The organism is Sphingomonas degradans (genome assembly GCF_053502645.1).
Genome location: NZ_CP177172.1, coordinates 3,850,634 through 3,869,350, shown reverse-complemented (window position 1 = coordinate 3,869,350; position 18,717 = coordinate 3,850,634). Strand labels below are relative to the sequence as shown.

Here is an 18,717-nt window from a genome sequence, read left to right as displayed (position 1 = left end):
GCCTATTTGGTCCCACTCGATTCGCGCGTCCAGCCGCGTCTGGCCACCGCGCGTCCCTGGCAGTCGTCGATGCATAGCCGTCCTGCGTGTCGCTCCAGCGACATCCTCAGCTGCAGGCCCGCAGGAATATTTGCACCCGGCCCCCATTTCTCGGCATAGCGCGTGGCAGCAATGGGCACGATACGCGTCTGCGACGCCGTTTCAGATACGGCGCCGGAGAGCCGGGATGATCGAGACACCGCTTCTGCGCTACGCACTCGCTGCGGCCGACACGGGGAGCCTGAGCCAGGCTGCTGCGCGTTTCGGTCTCAAGCAGTCGACGCTCAGCAAACACATCCACCATCTCGAAGACCAGCTGGGCCTGAGGCTGTTCAACCGGTCGGCGCGAGGCGTCGAACCAACGCGGGTCGGCAAGGGCTTCCTACGCAAGGCCCGGCAGATCGTCGCGGACACCGACAGGCTCGGCGCAGAGTGCGCGGCGCTATCGGCCGAGCCTTCGCGCGCCTTCCGTTTCGGGTTTCAGGGTTCGCTTGGGTGCGGCGCACTGGCGTCGGTCTTCCGAGCGTTCCGCAGCGCGTTCCCCGATATTGCGGTGACGGCGCTCGAACGCGGACGTTTGCGCCTGCTGCGTGCGCTGGAGCGTGAGGAACTCGATCTCGCGATCATCGGCGGCGTGTGCGACACTTCAGGGCTTTCCTCCGCACCGCTCTGGTTCGATCCGGTGCTGCTGTGTGTCGAGCAAGGCCACCGCCTGACGGAGTGCGATCGGCTCTATTGGACAGATCTCGGCAAGAACCGGTTCATCACGACGGCGGAGGATCCGGGATCCGACCTTCGCGACCTCGTCCTGTCGCGCCTCTCGGCGCCTGGGCATGTGCCTGCGGTTGCTGTCCAGAAGGTGCACCGCGATAACCTCCCGGCGCTGGTCTCGAACGGGATTGTGGGACTTCTGGCCGGGCAGGCGCCATCCAATGCGACCCGGCGTCATGCCTTTCGATCCGTCCATGATGCATTCGGCCCCACGGTCCTTGAGTACCGGGCCTATTGGCGTCCCGACAATGTCGGCGCACCGCTCGCGGGATTTCTTGAACTGCTGGCCGAGCGATGCGGGACGAGCGCCATCCGCTGAGCATGAAGGGCCGCCGCGCCGGGGGCAAGCGCGGGCGGCCCTTCCCACCCCGGCGCGCCCGGAGGGCGAGGCGGCAGGGGCGGATCTGGGGAAGGGGGAGCATGGCGTCAGCCGCCAGGCGGTGTGCCGAGGCGGCTCCGTCGCAGCTTCGCAAAGCCGCGATCGGTGGCCATGAACTGAACGAGCATGGGTACGGCCAGCTTCCCCGGCGGAAATGCTGTCTGCCCTGTCGCCTCGGCATGGGCTTCGGCATAGGCGACCAGATCGCGGTAGACGTCCGCCGGCAAGTCGAGCGTGAGCCTGACCGGCTTGTCATCGGCGATGATACCGAGCTTGAGAGCCATCACCTTTCTCCTGCATCGGTTAGGATCAGGTCCCGCGTGACGATTACCCGGAACTGGAAGCCGGGGCGGATGGTGAGCGTCGGCTGGACATTCATCTGCTTCCGGACCAGATCCTGGCCTGCTCGTCCGATCGATTCAGAGCCGCCCCGGCGGACCGCGCGGAGCAGGGCGTCATCGCCTGCTCCGCCGAGCTCGGTGCCGATGCCGAGCAATGTCGAGACCAGAGCGGCGCGCAGCATCCCGCCCCAATGCTGCTCCACGCGGTCTTCGAGCCCGGCATTGCCGCCGAGGTCGCCCGCAGGCAGCCGGTCGAGCTGGAGCGAGCGTCCATCGGGGAGGATCAGGCGGTTCCAGGCGAGCAGCACCCGGCTTTGACCGAACGAAACCTGTGAATCATACTCGCCGACCAGCCTGCTGCCCTGCGGGATGAGGAGATGCCTGCCCGTTGCGCTGTCATAGACATTCTGGGTGACCTGGGCAGTGATCACGCCGGGCAGGTCCGAGCGGATGCCGGTAATCAGCGCTGCCGGGATGATGCTACCCGCCTGGAGCAGTAAGTCGGAGCCTTGTGCCTCGAGCCGGTGGCGGCTCGCGACCGGTGCTGCCGCTTTCGGGCCCAGGAAGTCCTGCTTTCCTGCATGGGCTGGCATCGACTGGCCTTCTTCCGAACCTCGGGTCAGGCGTGCGTCCGGTGGCATCGGCGGCGTGGCCGGGGCGGCGCCCGCGCGCGCCTCCCCGCCAAGGAACAGCCTGCTGGTGCGCGCGGCGTCACGCTCCTGGCTGGCGCGTGTTCTGGCGGGATCGACCGGCGCGACACGCGGCGGCGGGGTTGGCGCGGGGGAAGCGAGCGGCCGCGGCGCCGCATCGGTCCCGCGCTGCTGTGCCGACAGGATCGGCCTTCCAAGGTCGCCCGGCAGCGGCGGCCCCAGCCTGGGAACGGTCGCATAGTCCTTGGGCGCGGCGGACAGGTCGGCGGCCGTTCGCGTAGCGGGCTCGTGGAGTTCGACGGGCACCGGGTGCGCGGCGTGCCGAAGCCCATAAACAACGGCCCCGCCGGTAGCAGAGGCAAGGATCAGCCCGCCAGCCACCAAGGTCTTGCGCGACAGGCGCATCACCGGCGGCGGATCGCCGCGCAGGCGCAGGTCGACGGGGGCCGGCATAGGGTCAGCCTCCGCGCTCATTTTGCCGCCTCCTCAGCGAGGATGCGCACCCGCTTCTCCGCCTTGCCCGAGGCGAGCCGCATCTCGGCCGCCGCAAACAGCCGGTCGACGACGAGATAGCGCCCGCGCAGGCGATAGTTGACCAGCTCGCCTGCACCCTTCGCGCCCAGCACGAACAAGGGCGGCAAGTCTCCCTGACCAACGCTGGGCGGGAGCTCGACAAACACCTGGCGGCCGTCGTCGAAGGCGCGCACCGGGCGCCAGGACGCGCGGTCGCCCTCGATCCGGTAGCGGAAGTTGAGTGCATCGATGTCGATGCCCGGTACGGCCTCGGCGGGGGCCGCAGCACGGCGCGCCGCGTGCAGTGCCAGCAGGGCATCCTGTGGGTAGGTCCAGGACACCGAGGCCATATAGGTGGTGGCGGTCGAGCGCAGCTCGACATGATAGGTACGCCGGTCCGTATTGATCACGAGATTGGTGGCGAGCCCGGCGCGGGTCGGCTTGACCAGGATATGGACGCGCTGCGCGGGCCCCGCGCCGCTCAGCGTATCGCCGATGATCCAGCGCACGGTGTCGCCGGCCGCGACCGGTCCGGGCCCGACCAGTTGCTCGCCTTCCTGGAGTGCGATGTCGGTCACCTGCCCCGGGGCGGCATAGAGCTGGTAGAGCGCGCCTTCGCTCCAGGGATATTGCTGGATGGCATTGAGGAACCCGTCGCGCGCGGGCTCGACGCGCGCCGCCGCATTGGCGCTACCGATCCGCTTGTCCGGGTCGTCTGCAGCCTTGGCCGCGCGAGGCAAGGCCTTCAGCTGGCCGGGAAGCGGCAGCGGCTCAGGAACGCGAACGACCACGATGTCCCTCGGTGCGGCAGGTTCGGGCGTCGCAGGCAACGCCGCGGCGAGGGAATCTGCGGCGGTCTGGGCGCAGGCGCTGCCGGCGGCGAGCAGGGGGGCGACCGCTACGGTCAGCATGCGGCGGCATTGCGCGGTCATTGCGAGAGCTCCTTCGACCAGTTGAGGGCATGGACGAACACGCCGAGCGGGTTCTTGCGCAGCGCGTCGGCGGTGCGCGGCTGACGGATCGTGGTGGTGACGATGGCGGACCAGCGTTCGGTCGCGGTAAGGCTCCCTTCCTGGTAACGGCGCTCGGTCCAGGCGATCCGGAAGCTGTCGTCGGAGGCGCGGATGACACTCGACACATCGACCGCCACCTGGATTTTGCCGACCTCGGCGAACGGGTCGCTCGTGCGGGCAAAGTCGCTCAGCGCCTGGGCGCCCTTCGCCGTCGTGAAGTCATAGGCGCGCAGCCAGTTCTGGCGCAGCACCACCGGGTCGGCGGGCAGGCTGCGCACATTCTCGATGAAGCGCGCAAGGTGATAGGCGATCTGGGGATCGGTGGGCCTGAAGCCGCTTTGCGCGGGTGCTACCGTGCGTGCCTCGCCGAGCTTGTCGACTTCGACGACCCAGGGCGTGATCGTGCCGCGCGCGGCCTGCCAGATAAGGCCCGCCGCAAGCAATGTCGAAAGCCCGAGCGCGCCGAAACAGGCCAGTCGCCAGCTTCTTGCCTGGACCGTCGCGGACCCGATCCGCGCGTCCCAGGCCTGGCCGGCGCGCTGATAAGGCGTCTCGGGTTCGGGAGAGGTGCCGTACCGTACCGAAGGTCGATGGAACATGGTGTCACTCCTTGTCGGTCATGGGGACGGAGGCGCCGGCGCCGTGGCTGTCGCCGCCCTGAAGCGTGTGCGCGGCGACGCTCGCTGCGTGGACGACCGCCTGGTTGCGCCGCATCGCGCTCGCCCATGCCGGGGCGGCATGCGGTTCCGGGCGCGCATCCCCCTCGGTATCCGCTCCCGGCGTCGCATCGCCCGGCGCGGGCGATGCCGTGCCTGCCTCCTCAGCCTTCGCGGCGGCTGCGGTCCGGGGCCTGGGGACGCCACCGGTATCGCGCTCGATGGCAGCTGCCGGTGTGGCGTCGCCGGCCGGCGCTGGGGCGTGCGCTACGTTCGTCTGCGCCGCCGGGGTACGGTTGGGTCGCAGCGGCGAGGTGGCGCGGTCGGCTGCTGCGCGTCCGACGCTCTCGAGCCCTGCCGCGACTCCGGCCAGGCCGGACTTGCCTTGCGCACCGGCACGATAGGCCTGCGCGGCGGTGCTTACCGTGCGCCCGGTTGCGGCCAGCGCGCTTGCGCCACCGCCGATCGCTGCGCCGCCGACTGCGGCCCCCGCCGCGATCGCCCCGCCTGCGGTCAGCATGGTGCCCGCTGCTGCGCCCGCACCAAGCTGGGGTCCGCCCGAGACGATGCCGCTTGCGATGCCGGGGCCGAAAATCCCGAGGCCCAGCAGGCAGAGCGATCCCAGCACGATCGCCATCGCATCCTCGATGGTCGGCTGGACTTCGCCGATCGCCCCGGTGAACTCGGAAAAAAGCGTCGAGCCGATGCCGACGATCACTGCGAGCACCAGCACCTTGATGCCTGAGGAAATCACATTGCCGAGGACGCGCTCGGCCATGAAGGCGGTCTTGCCGAACAGGCCGAAGGGAATGAGCACGAAGCCGCACAGCACCGTCAGCTTGAACTCGATCAGCGTGATGAACAGCTGAACCGCGAGCACGAAGAACGCGAGCAGCACCACCACCCAGGCAAAGAGCAGGACGACGATCTGGATGAAGTTCTCGAAGAAGCTGACATAGCCCATCAGCCCCGCGATCGATTCGAGGATCGGCCGGCCGGCATCGAGACCGACCTGCGCGACGCGGCCCGGCTGGAGCAGCTCGGCAGCGGTAAACCCCGTGCCCGATGCCTTGAGCCCAAGACCCGCGAAACTCTCGAAGACGATCCGCGCCAGCGTGTTCCAGTTGCCGATGATATAGGCAAAGGCGCCGACAAACAGCGTCTTGCGGATCAGCCGGGCGAGGAGGTCGTCGCCTTGCCCGAAGCTCCAGAACAATGCCGCGAGGGTGACATCGATGACGATCAGCGTGGTTGCGACGAACGCGACTTCGCCCTGGAGAAGCCCGAAGCCCGAATCGATATAGGAGGTGAATACCTCGAGGAACCGGTCGATGACCCCTGTGCCGCCCATGTCACTGCTCCTCGCGCCGGGACTGACGCTCGCCGAAGAAGCGGCGGCGATTTGCTTCCCATGCAGCCAGGCAGTCCCGATCGGACGCCGCAGCCTCTCCGACCGCACGGCAGGCCGCGAGGCGCGCGCGTAGCGGATCGGATTGCTGGGGCATGCGAACCTCGGCCATGCGATCGGTGACGGCAGCCGGTGGTGTGCGAAGTGCCGCCGCCGCCATCCCGAGTGCGATGCCGAGGCAGGCGAAGGCGGCGATGCGCGCAAGAGGGGGTATCCGCACGGCGACCTCCTACCGGTGGAACATCTGGACGGTGCCGGCCCGATATCCGGCGCCCGGCGCGAGAAAGCGCCGGAGCTGCTCGCGTGCCTGATCCTGTGCGGCGGCGCGCTGTGCGGCATCGAGCGCCTGCGCTCTGCCCTGGCCTGCGAGCAGCGCGGTAAGGTCGGCGAGCTGCTGGGCCTGGAGTCCTAGCAGCTGGTTGCCGGCCTGGGCCGCCTGGAGCGCGCCCGAAGCCGACTGGCTGGCACCCACCAGCCGGTTCATTGTCGTGCGCGCGCCGTCGATATTGCCGACCACTCCGGCCTGGATGCGCAGCGCGTCTTCGAACGCGGCGACACTATCCTCCCAGCGCGCACGGGCATTTCGGACAAGGGTTGCCTCAGGCACCGAGAGGTCGTTCGCTCGGTAGCGCGCGGCGAACGCCTGGTCGATCGACTGTACCGAGAAGGCAATGCGCTGGGCGTTGCCGAGCAGCTGCTGAGTCGCGCGGACCTGCGCCTGGAGCTCGGCGAGCGAAGACACCGGAAGCGATGCGAGGTTCCTTGCATCGTTGATCAGGCCCTCTGCCTCGTTCTGCAGCGAGCGGATCTGGTTGTTGATCTGCTCGAGCGTGCGCGCCGCGGTGAGCACATTCTGCGAATAGTTGGTCGGGTCGTAGACGATGCCGCCGAACTGGGCATGCGCCGGGACGGCGAAGCCGATGACGAGCGCGGCGGAACCGGCGCAAAAGGCGCGGCGTAACAAAGGCAAACGCATGGCATTCACTCCTGGTCTGGGCGGGAAAGAAGTTCTGCGGCCCAATCGAGGCCGCGGGCACGCAGCCACGCCGGCGCAAAGCCGTGCCGGCCATGGGCGTCGACAAGTGCGGTGATGCGGCGCTGATCGGCAGGCGAGGACGCGGCGGTAAAGGCGAGCGCCACTTCGCCGAGCCCGAGATCGAACAGCCGGTTGCCGCGTCGCGACTGGCAATAATAATCGCGCTTCGGAGTCGCGCGCGCGAGGATCTCGATCTGGCGGTCGTTGAGCCCGAACCGGCGGTAGATCCCGGCGATCTGCGGCTCGAACGCGCGTTCGTTCGGCAGGAAGATCCGGGTCGGGCAGCTCTCGACGATCGCCGGGGCGATCGCCGAGGTCTCGATGTCGGCGAGGCTTTGCGTGGCAAACACCACACTCGCATTCTTCTTGCGAAGCGTCTTCAGCCACGCGCGGAGCTGCGCGGCGAACGCGGGGCTGTCGAGTACCAGCCAGCCCTCGTCGATGAGGATAAGCGTCGGCGACCCATCGAGCCGCGCTTCGATGCGGTGGAAGAGATAGGCAAGCACCGGCGGTGCTGCCGCGCTCCCGACCAGGCCCTCGGTTTCGAACGCCTGCACGGACGCGTCGCCAAGCTGCTCGGTCTCGGCGTCGAGCAGCAGCCCGTGTGCGCCGCCCATGCAATAGGGAGCGAGCGCCTGTTTGAGCGGCTGCGACTGGAGGAGCACGGCGAGCCCGGTCAGGGTGCGCTCGATGACCGGCGCCGAGGCCAGCGAGGTGAGTGCTGCCCAGAGCTGCTCCTTGGCGGGCGGATCGAGCGGCACGCGTTCGGCAGCGAAGATCGCCGCCAGCCATTCGGTTGCCCAGGCCCGCTCGGCGGGATCGTCGATCCGCGCAAGAGGCTGGATGCGGACGCCGGCTTCCCCTTCCGCGTCCTGGCCATGCCCGAGGTCCTGCCAGTCGCCGCCCATGGCGAGCGCTGCCGCCCGGATCGATCCGCCAAAGTCGAACGCGAACACCCGGGCCCGTTCGTAGCGGCGAAACTGCATCGCCATCAGCGCCAGGAGGACCGACTTGCCCGCCCCGGTCGGCCCGACGATCAGCACATGGCCGACATCGCCGACATGGAGCGCGAAGCGGAACGGCGTCGATCCTTCGGTGCGCGCGAAGAACAGCGGCGGCGCTCCGAGATGCGCGTCCTCGGTGGGACCTGCCCATACTGCCGACAATGGCAGCATATGGGCAAGGTTGAGCGTCGATACCGGTGGCTGCCGGACATTGGCATAGACATGGCCCGGAAGGCTGCCGAGCCAGGCTTCGACGGCGTTCACGCTTTCCGGGATGGCCGTGAAGTCGCGGCCCTGGATCAGCTTCTCGACCAGGCGAAGCTTCTCGGCGGCACGTGCGGCGTCGCTATCCCACACGCTGACCGTCGCGGTGGCATAGGCATGGCCGACCTGATCGCTGCCCAGTTCCTGCAGCGCGAGATCGGCATCGGCCGCCTTGTTCGAGGCGTCGCTGTCGATCAGCACCGCGGCCTCGTTGGTCATCACTTCCTTGAGGATCGCAGCGACAGACTTGCGCTTGGCGAACCATTGCCGGCGGATCCGGGACAGCAGCCTGGTCGCATCGGTCTTGTCGAGCGTGATCGCGCGGGTGACCCAGCGATAGGGAAACGCCAGGCGGTTGAGGTCGTCGAGCAGGCCGGGAAAGGTCATGCTCGGAAAGCCGGTGACGGTGAGCGTGCGGAGATAGTGCTGCCCGAGCCTGGGCTCGAGCCCGCCGACGAGCGGCGCATCGGCGAGGAGCGCGTCGAGATACATCGGGATTTCGGGGACGCGTACGCGCTGTCGGGTGGGCGAGACCGTCGAGTGGAGATACGTCAGTGTCTCGCCGTCGCTCAGCCAGCGCGCCTCGGGAAGAAACCCTTCGAGCAGCTGGAGCAGGCGCCCGCTGCGGTCGATAAAGGCGGCGAGACCTTGTGCGGCGGCACCGGCGGTTCGCGCCCGGCCTTCATAGAGAAGGGTTTCGGCGCGCGCCGCGTCTTCGGACGGCGGCATCCATTGCAGCGTGAAATAATAGACGCTCTCGAAATGCGCGCCGTGCTCGGCGAACTGTGCGGCGCGCTCGCGATCGACCAGTTCCGAGGCGGGATCGGGAAAGCGGGATGCGGGATACGCGTTCGCGGGCAGGCGCTGGGCCTCGACGAACAGCGCCCAGCCCGAACCCAGCCGGCGGAGCGCGCTGTTGAGGCGCGCGGCGGTTGCGACCAGCTCGGAAGGCGTCGCCGAATCGAGGTCGGGTCCGCGGATTGCGGCGGTGCGCTGGAACGACCCGTCCTTGTTGAGGACCACGCCCGGCGCGACGAGCGCGGCCCAGGGCAGATAGTCGGCGAGTGCCGCGCCCTGTCGGCGATATTCGCGGAGCCCCATCATCGCCGCCTCACGCCCGCAGATAGGCGGGATAGCGGACATGCCGCCGCCCGACCTCGAGGAACTGGGGGTCGCGGCGTGCTGCCCAGAGCGCCGCGAGATGGCCGAGCGCGCCGAGCACGAGCCCTGCCACCCACAGGCGCAGGCCGAGGCCTACCGCACCGGCGAGCGTGGCATTGACGATCGCGACCGAGCGCGGCGCGCCGCCGAGCAGGATCGGCTCGACGAGCGCGCGGTGGACGGGCGCGAAATAGCCGGGGAGGGCGGCGCCGGGATCGAGCGTGTCCATCAGACCAGCGCCCCGCCGCCGAAGCTGAAGAAGCTTAGGAAGAAGGAGCTGGCGGCAAAAGCGATGCTGAGCCCGAACACGATCTGGATCAGCCGCCGGAACCCGCCCGAGGTCTCGCCAAAGGCGAGCGACAGCCCGGTGACGATGATGATGATCACTGCGACGATCTTGGCGACCGGCCCTTCGATGCTCTCGAGGATCGACTGGAGCGGTGCTTCCCAGGGCATGGACGAGCCCGAGGCGCGGGCGGGAAGTGCCGCAAGCATCGATATCGCTATGCCGGCCAGGGCCGCAGCGCGGCGCGGAAACAAACGGGGCAAGGTCATTGGGTGTCTCCTTCAGTGAGAATGCGAAGCCGGTAGGCGCCGGCCGCATCGAGCCCTTCGACGCGGGCGAGCTCCGCGAGCCGGCGCCCGCCGGGCGCGCGCACCAGCACTGCGATGAGGCCGATCGTCTCGGCGATGAGCGGACGCGGCACAGTGACGACCGCCTCCTGGATGAGCTGTTCGAGGCGGCGGAGCGCACCGAGCGCAGAGCCGGCATGGAGAGTCCCGAAGCCGCCCGGGTGACCGGTGCTCCAGGCCTTGAGCAGGTCGAGCGCCTCGGGCCCCCGCACTTCGCCGATCGGGATACGGTCGGGGCGCAGCCGCAGTGCCGAGCGCACCAGTTCGGCGAGCGATGCGACACCGTCGCGGGTGCGCATCGCCACCAGATTGGGGGCGGTGCATTGCAGCTCGCGGGTATCCTCGATCAGCACGACCCGGTCGCCGCTCTCTGCGATCTCGGCGAGCAGCGCATTGGCGAGCGTGGTCTTGCCGGTGCCGGTACCGCCCGCGACGAGAATGTTGTCGCGTGCGGCGACGCCGCCGCGCAGCACCGCGCACTGCCAGGGCGCGAGGATGCCTGCCGCGACATACTCGTCGAGCGTGAACACCGCGACCGCAGGCTTGCGGATCGCAAAGGTGGGGGCGGCGACGACCGGCGGCAGCAGCCCTTCGAAGCGCTCCCCGGTCCCGGGCAGCTCGGCCGAAACCCGCGGCGCGCCGGCATGCACGTCGGAGGCGACATGGTGCGCGACGACGCGGATGATTCGTTCGCCGTCGGCGGGCGGCAGCGACAGGTCGGTCGCGGCGAGCCCGGTGCCCAGTCGCTCGATCCATAGCCGGCCATCGGGGTTGAGCATGATCTCGACGATTTCGGGATCGTCGAGCCAGCCCGCGATGCCGGCGCCGAGCGCGGTGCGCAGCATCCTCGCGCCGCGACGCTGGGCTTCGGAACGAAGGGGTTGCTCGGTCACCTGGGGATCACCCTGATTTGGACCGGAGCGACAGTGCCCCGGCTGCAGGGATGACTAAGGAGGCGCGAAATTCGGCAATCGCAACAACAAGTTGCGCGCGTCGCAGGCTATCGTAGGATTGGAAAGTCGCGGCGGTTCGGCGTCCGCCGATCGGCCCCGCAAAGGCAGCCGACCGACCGGCCGCGCCGCGAATCGGGCAGGCCGGCCCGGCGCAGTGCCGGAGCCCGAGCGCAGTCAGAGAGGCCTGGCCCTGCGGGCCGCAGCGCGTGCGTCATGATCGATCTTGCGAGATCTCGTTTTGGAAGCGCGGCCCGAATTCCATGCGGCGATTGAGCGCCTCGACGAAGCGCTCCCAGCGCTCCTTGCCCATCGCCTGGGCGGCTGGAAGCGCGGTGTCGGGCAAAGGCGGATTGTTGACCAGCCAGAAGCGGACGAACAGCGCGAGCGTCTCGTTGCCGAGCTCGACATGCCAGGCGAGCTTTTCGGACTGGCGGGTGATCCGGTCGAGGCGCCGGCCGAGCGCGGCCTCGAGATGCTCGGCACCGTCCTCCGACAGAAACGACGACAAGGCGGTCTCGACCACCAGCGCCTGCGAGACACGCTTGCGCGCCGCGTAGTCGGCGAGCTGCGCGGAAAGCGTCGGCGGCAAGCGGAAGGTATGTTTGATGCGCAGCGCGGTCATAATTGCACTCCGTCGTCGGGATCCATCGATGCCTGGCGTGCGGCGCGGCGCAGCCGCTCCTGCACGCGGGCGGCATGAAGCGCATCGTTGCTGCTGCCCTGCCCGAACTCGAACTCGTTGGTCGGGCGTGGCGGCGGCGGCGGCACGATTTCCTGCTCGGCGCCAAGCTCGGGCTCGCGGCGGACGCCGCCATTGGCCGGGTCCTCGGGCGTAACCTGCACGGGCGGTGCGGGCGGGCGCGGCGTTTCCCCAGAGGGGGGCCAGTCGCCGGCGCGCGCCGCACCTTGCGGAGTCGAGGAGGGCGGCGCGAGGATACGCTCCGCGAGCCGGCGATCGGCATAATAGCGGACCTTCTCGGCGCGGATCGGCGGCACGCCCGCGACCATCACGATCTCGTCTCCGGCCGGCAATTGCATGATCTCGCCCGGGGTAAGCAGCGCCCGCGCGGTCTCTGTGCGCGATACCATCAGATGGCCGAGCCAGGGCGAGAGCCGGTGCCCGGCATAATTCTTCATCGCCCGCATCTCGGTCGCCGTTCCCAGCGCGTCGGAGATGCGCTTGGCGGTGCGCTCGTCATTGGTCGCGAAGCTGACCCGGACATGGCAATTGTCGAGGATCGCGTTGTTCGCGCCGTACGCCTTTTCGATCTGGTTGAGCGACTGGGCGATGAGAAAGGCCTTGAGGCCATAGCCCGCCATGAAGGCGAGTGCCGATTCGAAGAAATCGAGCCGCCCCAGCGCCGGAAACTCGTCGAGCATGAAGAGAACGCGGCGCCGGCTATCGCCGGCATTCAGCGTCTCGGTCAGGCGCCGGCCGATCTGGTTGAGCAGCAGGCGGATGAGCGGCTTGGTCCGGCTGATGTCGGAAGGCGGCACGACCAGGTAAAGGGTGACGGGCTGTTCGGCATCGACGAGGTCGGCGATCCGCCAGGTGGACCGGCTGGTCACCGCCGCCACCACCGGATCGCGGTAGAGGCCGAGGAACGACATGGCGGTAGAAAGCACGCCCGAGCGCTCATTGTCCGACTTGTTCGAGAGCTCGCGCGCCACCGAGGCGACGATCGGGTGAACGCCCGCCTTGCCGAGATGCGGAGTCGCGAGCATCGCCGCGAGCGTCTGGTCGATGGTTCGCGCAGGGTCGGAGAGGAACGCGGCGACACCGGCCAGCGTCTTGTCGGGCTCGGCATAAAGGACATGCAGGATCGCGCCCACCAGCAGCGCGTGGCTGGTCTTTTCCCAATGATTGCGCCGCTCGAGCGCGCCGTCGGGATCGACCAGCACGTCGGCGATGTTCTGGGCGTCGCGAACCTCGCAGTCGCCGCGCCGCACCTCGAGCAGGGGATTATAGGGCGCGGAAGCGGGATTGGTGGGGTCGAACAGCAGCACGCGGCCGAGCCGTGCCCGGAAGCCCGCGGTCAGCGTCCAGTTCTCGCCCTTGATGTCGTGGACGATCGCCGAACCGCCCCAGGTGAGAAGCGTGGGCACGACCAGCCCGACGCCCTTGCCCGAGCGGGTGGGCGCGAAGCACAGGACATGCTCGGGGCCGTCATGGCGCAGATAGGTGCGGCCAAGCCGCCCCAGGACCACGCCGGCGTCTTCGGTCAGCCCGGCGGCGTCCACTTCCTGCCGGCTCGCCCAGCGCGCCGAGCCATAGGTTTCGGCAGCGTGACGCTCGCGGGCGCGCCACACCGACATGGCGATCGCGGCGACGACGGCGAGGACGCCGCCCGAGGCGGCGATATACGCCCCGCGCACGAAGATCGCCGGCGCATAGGCGTCATAGCTGAACCACCACCAGAAAAAGGCCGGGGGCGGATATACGGGGTAGCCGCCGAGCAGGAACCAGGGAGGACCGAGTTCGGGCTGATGGCCAAGCGCTGCGGCGGTCCACTGCGTCGCTCCCCAGCTGGTGCCCAGGATGATCAGCAGAACAGTGATGACCTGGCCCCACAAGATCCGGGTCGATTGCATGTCGCGTCTCCTAAAGTGAAAGGCCCCGGCTGCGGCCGATCGTCCAGTCGATCCCGCCGCTCGCGCGCACCCGGCCGGTGACCGCGAGGCCGAGCCCGTCGTCGAGTGCGGGGCGCCAGGGAACGAGCTGGAAGCCGAGGCCATCGTCGATCATTGCGAAGCGCCCCGAGGCGAGAGTCACGCGCTCGCGGTACGTGCCGGCGATCACGGCGCCGTCGCGCGCCACCATCGGCGTGCGCCCGGTGCGGGCGGCAATGGCAGCGGTCGCCTCGCGGAGCTCGGCGTCGCGCAAGGTGTCGAGGAGTCCGGGCACGAGTACCGCGCGACCGGCACGGCGCTGTGCCAAGCCTTGGCCGATCAGATGCTCCCCGCGCGCGTGCAGCGCGGCGAGGACCTCGCCGCCAAAGCCGCGCGCCGTCATCGCCGGATCGCGGCCAAGGAGCTGGCGATCGAGCCAGGTCGCCCCGCGCGCGGATATCTGCTCGGCGATCGGCAGGTCGCTGCGCACGGCCAGCGCCTGGCGCGGTGCGCCGCGCGGATCCTGCCAATGACGCAGCTCGACCACCGCGCCGGGGAGGGCGTCGCCGGTCTGGGCAAGGTCGTCGAAGCGCAGATGATGGTGGCGACCGTCGATACCGTCGACGATCGCATAGGCCGTTCCGGCAAGCTCGTCCTGCAGGCCCCGCTCGACCAGGCGCCCGATGACGGCATCGGGCGCACCCGGCGCGTGGATTGCGAGCTGGCCATCGGGGACCGCGCGCCCGCCGAGCGCGCGGTGCACCGCCTTGATGATGTCGCCGCGCTCGCCCAGCGCGCGCAGCGTCGCCTCGGCATCCGGCTGGAGGACCCAGCGTCCGGCATCGGCGGCTCGAGCCAGGCCGAGCCGCTCGAGCGTGCCGGCGCGCCGCGCGAGAAGCAGCGCGCGCCGATCGGGCGGCACCAGGCGATCGGGTCGCAGATCCACCAGCCCGTCCGCGTCGGAGCGCGCGACCAGCGCGCGGTCGAGGCTGGTCCAGCGATCGGCTTCGACTTCGCGCGCCAGGCTCTGCTCGATTTCCCGTTCGGAGCGTGGTCCGAGCTCGAGGGTGACACGCGCCTCGGCGCGGTGGCGGAGACCCTGCGCGATATAGCCGCGGTCGATCACGAGGTCGGACCCGTCGTCCGCGACGCCGCGGACCAGGACATGCACGTGCGGATTGCCGGTGTTCCAGTGATCGGCCGCGACCCAGTCGAGCGAGGTGCCGAGATCGCGAGCGGCATCGTCCATCAGCTCACGCGTGAAGCCGCGCAGATCGGCCATCGCACCGCCGTCCTCGGGTGCGACGATGAAGCGGAAATGGTGGCGGTCGTCTTCGCAGCGCGCGGCGAACGCCGGCCCGTCGCTGCAATCGGACCCCGCATCGAACAGCGCGGCCGGGCTGCCGTCACGGGTAACCCCGTCGCGCTCGAGATAGGCGATATGGCGCGCGAGCGGTGCTGCGCGCCGGTGGGTTCCGCCATGCCGGACGACACGCGCCTTGACGATGACACGCCTTGTCCCGGGCGCGCGTTTGCCGCGAAGCGCCGCACTTCGACCCCGACCCGCCCGCCCGGTGCCGCCACCCAGCCGCAAGGCGCGAGCCACAGCGCCCGAGCGCGCCGCGACACGTCGGACCTGCGCGGCAAGGCTCGGCAGGCGCCGGCCGCCACCGCCGCGGCCCTTGCCGGGGCGAACCTGGAAGCGGTCCTCATCGCTCACAGCGGGCACTCCCGGGCAGCTGCCAGCGCGCGAGATATTGAAAACATTGCAGAAAATCGCGCACCCGCCGGCACGCCCTTTCGGGCGGCGGCGCATTTTCGCCAATCTTTACAACCATTTGCATGCCCGGAGACGGCGGTGCTTTTATCTTGCCATCCCTTCTGCCCCTCCCGGATGCCCTTCTTGCCCGCCACCACCGACCCGATCGCCCAGGCAACCCCCGGCATTGCAGAGGCGAGCAGCCCGGTCATTTCGGCACTCCGGTGCGCGGCACGAAGAGGCTTTCGGGCAGAGGGCCGGGAGCAGGCCGAACGTCTGGAACCGCCTGCGATTGCTGCAATCCGGAGAGGTTTGCAGCGCCTCTTCCACGCTCCTGCGACGCCTCCGGATCCGGCGCGTGAACGAACAGTCGCGCCGCGCGCCAGGGATCGCGATCGGTGCCCATCTGCGCTGCTTGTGGTGCCACCCGATCGGCCCTGCGCGCCTGTACCTGGGCGACATAGGCAAGCGTTTCTGCAGGCAGCGGACGGCCGGAACGATAGGCTTCATAGCGCCCGGGGCCGGCATGATAGGCGGCGAGAAAGCCGGGGTCACCGTAGCGATCGTGGAGCTCGCGGAGATAGGCAGCGCCGGCAAGGATGTTGTCGCAAGGGTCGAACGGATCGGTTCCGAACGCATGTTTGACACGCAGCGCCTGCCAGGTGCCGGGCATCAGCTGCATGAGCCCCATCGCACCCTTGGGCGACACCGCGAGCACCATGAAATTGCTCTCGACAGCGATCACTGCACGCAGAATCGCCTCGGAAATGCCGAACCGCGCTGCCGCCTGGGCGATGGGGACCTCGAGCGAAATCGCAGACGGGCATGCCGCCCGCGAAACCGACGGGGAGACCAGGGCCACCGCGAACAAGGCGCCCGCAACCGGCTGCCAGGGGCGCGCCAGCGGGCTGGGCATCACTGCGCCTCGGGCGCGTGGCGGCGCGGTGCGCGCTGCCAGACGAGAAGGTGCGGCTGGCCCGCGATCGTCGGCCGAAAGAGATTGGCGCGTATCGGACGGGCGAACTGCGGGTCATCGATGACGATCGCGAGATAGGCGCCGGCGCGTTCGCCGGTGCGCTTCCAGCCCGCACCGATCTCGGGGCCCTCGGCGCCGTCGCCGAAATGGAGACGGTAGTCGGGCGCGTTCCGAACGCCGCCCGGACCCGCCGGAACGATGGTCAGCGCCGCGCTGAGGCCAAGGGTTTCCAGGCGTCCGCGAAACCCGTCGCCGTCCGCGAAAAATGCTCCGATGGTGATCATTTGCGTGCTCCTTCAAGGTTGCAGGGCTGAGAAAATTCGCGCCGTTCGGGCGCACTCCGGGGGGCAGCTGCGCCGCGGCCGGGAAGCCAGAGCGGCGCGAGCAATGCGATGACCCGCCGCGCCGGTACGGGCCCGAAATAGCGCCCGTCGAAGCTGTCGGCGGCGCGCGCATTGAGCAGCAACACCTCACCCGGCGCGAGCGTCCGGCAGCCGCGCCAGCGCGGGAGCGGACGCCCGAGACGATCGCGTGCGCGCGCCTCGGCGACGCGGCGCCCATCGACCGTCAAGGTCATGCCGGTCCGGCAGATACGCTGTCCGCCAAGCGCGGCGACATGCTTGAGGAGAGGCACGCCGCGCGGCAGATAGCCGCGCTCGGCGGCAAGGGCAGCGACAGATGCCGGCGCCTCGGCCGCAACCAGGTCGCCGACGCGCAGGCGGCTGGGCACGCGCGCCGCATAGAGCCCGACCGGGATGCTCGCGCTGGCGTTCCAGACCAGTCGCGGCACCGGGCGATGCACGGCCGGGGCGACCAGCGCACCGATCGCGCAGGCGCCGACAAGGAAGAGCCCGGCGCGGGTCATGCGCCGAGTTCCCGACGCAGCAACCAGGCGCGGTGGCGCGCCGGCGCATAGGCACGGGGGCGCAACCCGACGACCAGCCGGTTATGTACGTGCCGCCAATAATCGGGTGCGACGTCGCACGGATCGATGCCGCTTGCCTCGACCGCATCGATGATGGCGAGCGCCTGGCGTACCTTCGGCCAGCCACCGAGGTGCAGGAGCAGCTCGCCGCCGGGAGACACACAGGGCAGGGTCGAATAGCCTTCGCCCGGCCCCACCGCCCGAACAATGTCGAGGCGGGACAGCTGCGTTCCATAGTCGTTCGACGCCCAGCGGACGAAGGCAAACACGCTGCCGCATGCGAACGAGAGCACGCACCGCCGGCGATCGAGAATCTGCTCGCGGACGGGCGCGCCGAAGCGGATCCAGCGCTCGGTCGCCTGCTCGATCCAGGTCAGTTCGACGCTGGTTGTCCCCGCCAGCCGAGACCCTTGTCCGCGCAAACGGATAGCCGATGCCGGACAGGCACGAGGGGGAGCATCGTTCATCGCCGCACCGGGCCGCTGCGGTCGAGCACGCTCGGGTCGATGCGTTTTGCCGGATGCACGGTGCCGGTGCCGCGATCCGACGTCGAGCGGCGTGCGCCCTGGTCGGCCCAGTGCAGCAGGTCCTCGACTGCATAGACGATGCGGCCGCCGAGCTTCCGGTACACGGGACCGGTGCCATAGCAGCGATGCTTTTCGAGCGTGCGAGCCGACAGGCCGAGCAACAGTGCAGCATCGGGAGTACGCAGCAAGCGTCGCGGTGGATCGAGTGTCATTCGATGGTCTCCGGCAGGGGCCCGGCCAGTGCAGCGGGGCCGTTCCAATCACCGGCCTCCAATGGCGCGCGGGCGGCGGTGCGGGGGAGCGGCGGGAACGACCTACGACAGAATGTCGCCCCTATCCGTGCAGCAGCGCGCGGTAACCCGACGCGGCAAGATGCCTCGCCTCGGCGAGCAGCCGCTGCACACGGCGGCGCTCGCTCGACGCCTTCCAGGCGGCAGCGCCGATATCGGTGATCCAGGGGTAGACGATGCGCGTCCCGATCGCGCGATTGCCGGCCCCTGCGCTGGCGGCATCAAGGACGGCGAGCAGCAACACCAGACGCCGGCGTTGGACAGGGCTCGGGCGAAGCGCGGAACGGGGCTCGGCGATACGCTGGCCTGCGAGCATCCGCCGCGCGGCATCGCAGGCGGCGACGCGAAGCGGATCGCCGAGCGGGGCGAGCAGGATGGCAAGCGGCGCGTCGCACATCCCACCGACGACATGCAGGCGGTGCCGGACGCCGCCATGTTCCACGACAAGATCGCGCGAGGTCGGTGAGGCGAGATCGGCGATCGGCGCGACCTCGCCGAGCGGCGCGGCCCCCGGAAGCGATTGCGGCGCCGGTGCGAGCGATACGACCTGCGAGGCGCATTCGGGGCGCCAGATCGCAGGCGCGGCGTGCACCGGGGCGGCGGGATCGAACAGCCGGACCAGGCCCCAGCGCGCCGCTTCGGCGCGCGCAGTGTCTGCTGCACCGGCCGTCACCTTCGCCTCGCCAAGCGTATCCCAGGCGGCGCGATAGGCGCGGTTCCGCCGCAGGAATTCCTGCGCGAAATCGGCACGATCGTGCTGCGCGAACGGGTCGGCACGAGCCTGCAAAGGCGAGCGACTGGCGACGGCG

The 18,717-nt window shown here is 69.5% G+C and carries 22 protein-coding genes; 1 reads left to right on the top strand and 21 read right to left on the bottom strand.

Annotation, left to right across the window (positions count from 1 at the left end; all coding sequences use genetic code 11):
* Window positions 1-226: 226 nt before the first annotated feature.
* Window positions 227-1,129, top strand: a complete 903-nt coding sequence (locus tag ACG3SL_RS17825; RefSeq protein ID WP_448662506.1) for a LysR family transcriptional regulator — start codon at window positions 227-229, stop codon at window positions 1,127-1,129.
* Between the two features lie 107 nt (window positions 1,130-1,236).
* Here the strand turns inward: ACG3SL_RS17825 and ACG3SL_RS17820 are convergent, their stop codons facing one another.
* The 21 genes from ACG3SL_RS17820 to ACG3SL_RS17720 form a co-directional block, all read right to left on the bottom strand.
* The gene (locus tag ACG3SL_RS17820) at window positions 1,237-1,473 is read right to left on the bottom strand and encodes a DUF2274 domain-containing protein (RefSeq protein WP_448662505.1); all 237 of its coding nucleotides are present in this window, start codon (window positions 1,471-1,473) and stop codon (window positions 1,237-1,239) included.
* Window positions 1,473-2,654: a TrbI/VirB10 family protein gene (locus ACG3SL_RS17815; protein WP_448662504.1), complete on the bottom strand. Its 1,182-nt coding sequence runs from the start codon at window positions 2,652-2,654 to the stop codon at window positions 1,473-1,475. Before ACG3SL_RS17815 ends, ACG3SL_RS17820 begins: the two co-directional genes overlap by 1 nt.
* The gene (trbG, locus tag ACG3SL_RS17810) at window positions 2,651-3,625 is read right to left on the bottom strand and encodes a P-type conjugative transfer protein TrbG (protein WP_448662503.1); all 975 of its coding nucleotides are present in this window, start codon (window positions 3,623-3,625) and stop codon (window positions 2,651-2,653) included. The genes ACG3SL_RS17815 and trbG overlap by 4 nt, the downstream gene beginning before the upstream one ends.
* Window positions 3,622-4,305 carry a conjugal transfer protein TrbF gene (trbF, locus tag ACG3SL_RS17805; RefSeq protein ID WP_448662502.1) on the bottom strand — a complete coding sequence of 228 codons (684 nt, stop codon included), beginning with the start codon at window positions 4,303-4,305 and terminating at the stop codon, window positions 3,622-3,624. The genes trbG and trbF overlap by 4 nt, the downstream gene beginning before the upstream one ends.
* A 4-nt stretch (window positions 4,306-4,309) precedes the next feature.
* Window positions 4,310-5,713, bottom strand: coding sequence for a P-type conjugative transfer protein TrbL (gene trbL / locus ACG3SL_RS17800; protein WP_448662501.1), 1,404 nt, complete (start codon window positions 5,711-5,713; stop codon window positions 4,310-4,312).
* A 1-nt stretch (window position 5,714) separates the two neighbouring features.
* Window positions 5,715-5,990 (bottom strand): putative entry exclusion protein TrbK-alt, encoded by a 276-nt coding sequence (trbK-alt, locus tag ACG3SL_RS17795; RefSeq protein WP_448662500.1) that lies wholly within the window; start codon window positions 5,988-5,990, stop codon window positions 5,715-5,717.
* Between the two features lie 9 nt (window positions 5,991-5,999).
* Window positions 6,000-6,746 carry a P-type conjugative transfer protein TrbJ gene (gene trbJ / locus ACG3SL_RS17790; protein WP_448662499.1) on the bottom strand — a complete coding sequence of 249 codons (747 nt, stop codon included), beginning with the start codon at window positions 6,744-6,746 and terminating at the stop codon, window positions 6,000-6,002.
* 5 nt (window positions 6,747-6,751) lie between these two features.
* Window positions 6,752-9,178 (bottom strand): conjugal transfer protein TrbE, encoded by a 2,427-nt coding sequence (gene trbE, locus ACG3SL_RS17785; protein ID WP_448662498.1) that lies wholly within the window; start codon window positions 9,176-9,178, stop codon window positions 6,752-6,754.
* A gap of 7 nt (window positions 9,179-9,185) precedes the next feature.
* Window positions 9,186-9,464 carry a VirB3 family type IV secretion system protein gene (locus ACG3SL_RS17780; RefSeq protein ID WP_448662497.1) on the bottom strand — a complete coding sequence of 93 codons (279 nt, stop codon included), beginning with the start codon at window positions 9,462-9,464 and terminating at the stop codon, window positions 9,186-9,188.
* A complete protein-coding gene (locus ACG3SL_RS17775; protein WP_448662496.1) occupies window positions 9,464-9,790 on the bottom strand; it encodes a TrbC/VirB2 family protein in 327 nt (108 codons plus the stop codon). Before ACG3SL_RS17775 ends, ACG3SL_RS17780 begins: the two co-directional genes overlap by 1 nt.
* Window positions 9,787-10,761, bottom strand: a complete 975-nt coding sequence (gene trbB, locus ACG3SL_RS17770; RefSeq protein WP_448662495.1) for a P-type conjugative transfer ATPase TrbB — start codon at window positions 10,759-10,761, stop codon at window positions 9,787-9,789. Before trbB ends, ACG3SL_RS17775 begins: the two co-directional genes overlap by 4 nt.
* A 271-nt stretch (window positions 10,762-11,032) precedes the next feature.
* On the bottom strand, window positions 11,033-11,443 hold the full coding sequence (locus tag ACG3SL_RS17765) for a CopG family transcriptional regulator (RefSeq protein ID WP_448662494.1): 411 nt from the start codon (window positions 11,441-11,443) through the stop codon (window positions 11,033-11,035).
* A complete protein-coding gene (locus tag ACG3SL_RS17760) occupies window positions 11,440-13,413 on the bottom strand; it encodes a conjugal transfer protein TraG (protein WP_448662493.1) in 1,974 nt (657 codons plus the stop codon). Before ACG3SL_RS17760 ends, ACG3SL_RS17765 begins: the two co-directional genes overlap by 4 nt.
* A gap of 10 nt (window positions 13,414-13,423) precedes the next feature.
* Window positions 13,424-15,151: a relaxase/mobilization nuclease domain-containing protein gene (locus ACG3SL_RS17755; RefSeq protein WP_448662492.1), complete on the bottom strand. Its 1,728-nt coding sequence runs from the start codon at window positions 15,149-15,151 to the stop codon at window positions 13,424-13,426.
* Complete coding sequence (locus ACG3SL_RS17750; protein WP_448662491.1) at window positions 15,148-15,402, bottom strand: hypothetical protein; 255 nt, start codon at window positions 15,400-15,402, stop codon at window positions 15,148-15,150. The genes ACG3SL_RS17755 and ACG3SL_RS17750 overlap by 4 nt, the downstream gene beginning before the upstream one ends.
* Window positions 15,399-16,106 (bottom strand): lytic transglycosylase domain-containing protein, encoded by a 708-nt coding sequence (locus tag ACG3SL_RS17745; protein ID WP_448662490.1) that lies wholly within the window; start codon window positions 16,104-16,106, stop codon window positions 15,399-15,401. The genes ACG3SL_RS17750 and ACG3SL_RS17745 overlap by 4 nt, the downstream gene beginning before the upstream one ends.
* Complete coding sequence (locus ACG3SL_RS17740; protein WP_448662489.1) at window positions 16,106-16,450, bottom strand: DUF736 domain-containing protein; 345 nt, start codon at window positions 16,448-16,450, stop codon at window positions 16,106-16,108. Before ACG3SL_RS17740 ends, ACG3SL_RS17745 begins: the two co-directional genes overlap by 1 nt.
* Window positions 16,447-17,031 (bottom strand): S26 family signal peptidase, encoded by a 585-nt coding sequence (locus tag ACG3SL_RS17735; RefSeq protein ID WP_448662488.1) that lies wholly within the window; start codon window positions 17,029-17,031, stop codon window positions 16,447-16,449. Before ACG3SL_RS17735 ends, ACG3SL_RS17740 begins: the two co-directional genes overlap by 4 nt.
* Window positions 17,028-17,558 carry a DUF2840 domain-containing protein gene (locus tag ACG3SL_RS17730; RefSeq protein WP_448662487.1) on the bottom strand — a complete coding sequence of 177 codons (531 nt, stop codon included), beginning with the start codon at window positions 17,556-17,558 and terminating at the stop codon, window positions 17,028-17,030. Before ACG3SL_RS17730 ends, ACG3SL_RS17735 begins: the two co-directional genes overlap by 4 nt.
* Window positions 17,555-17,830, bottom strand: coding sequence for a helix-turn-helix transcriptional regulator (locus tag ACG3SL_RS17725; RefSeq protein ID WP_448662486.1), 276 nt, complete (start codon window positions 17,828-17,830; stop codon window positions 17,555-17,557). Before ACG3SL_RS17725 ends, ACG3SL_RS17730 begins: the two co-directional genes overlap by 4 nt.
* Window positions 17,831-17,951: 121 nt before the next feature.
* Window positions 17,952-18,695 (bottom strand): DNA -binding domain-containing protein, encoded by a 744-nt coding sequence (locus tag ACG3SL_RS17720; RefSeq protein ID WP_448662485.1) that lies wholly within the window; start codon window positions 18,693-18,695, stop codon window positions 17,952-17,954.
* Window positions 18,696-18,717: the final 22 nt, after the last annotated feature.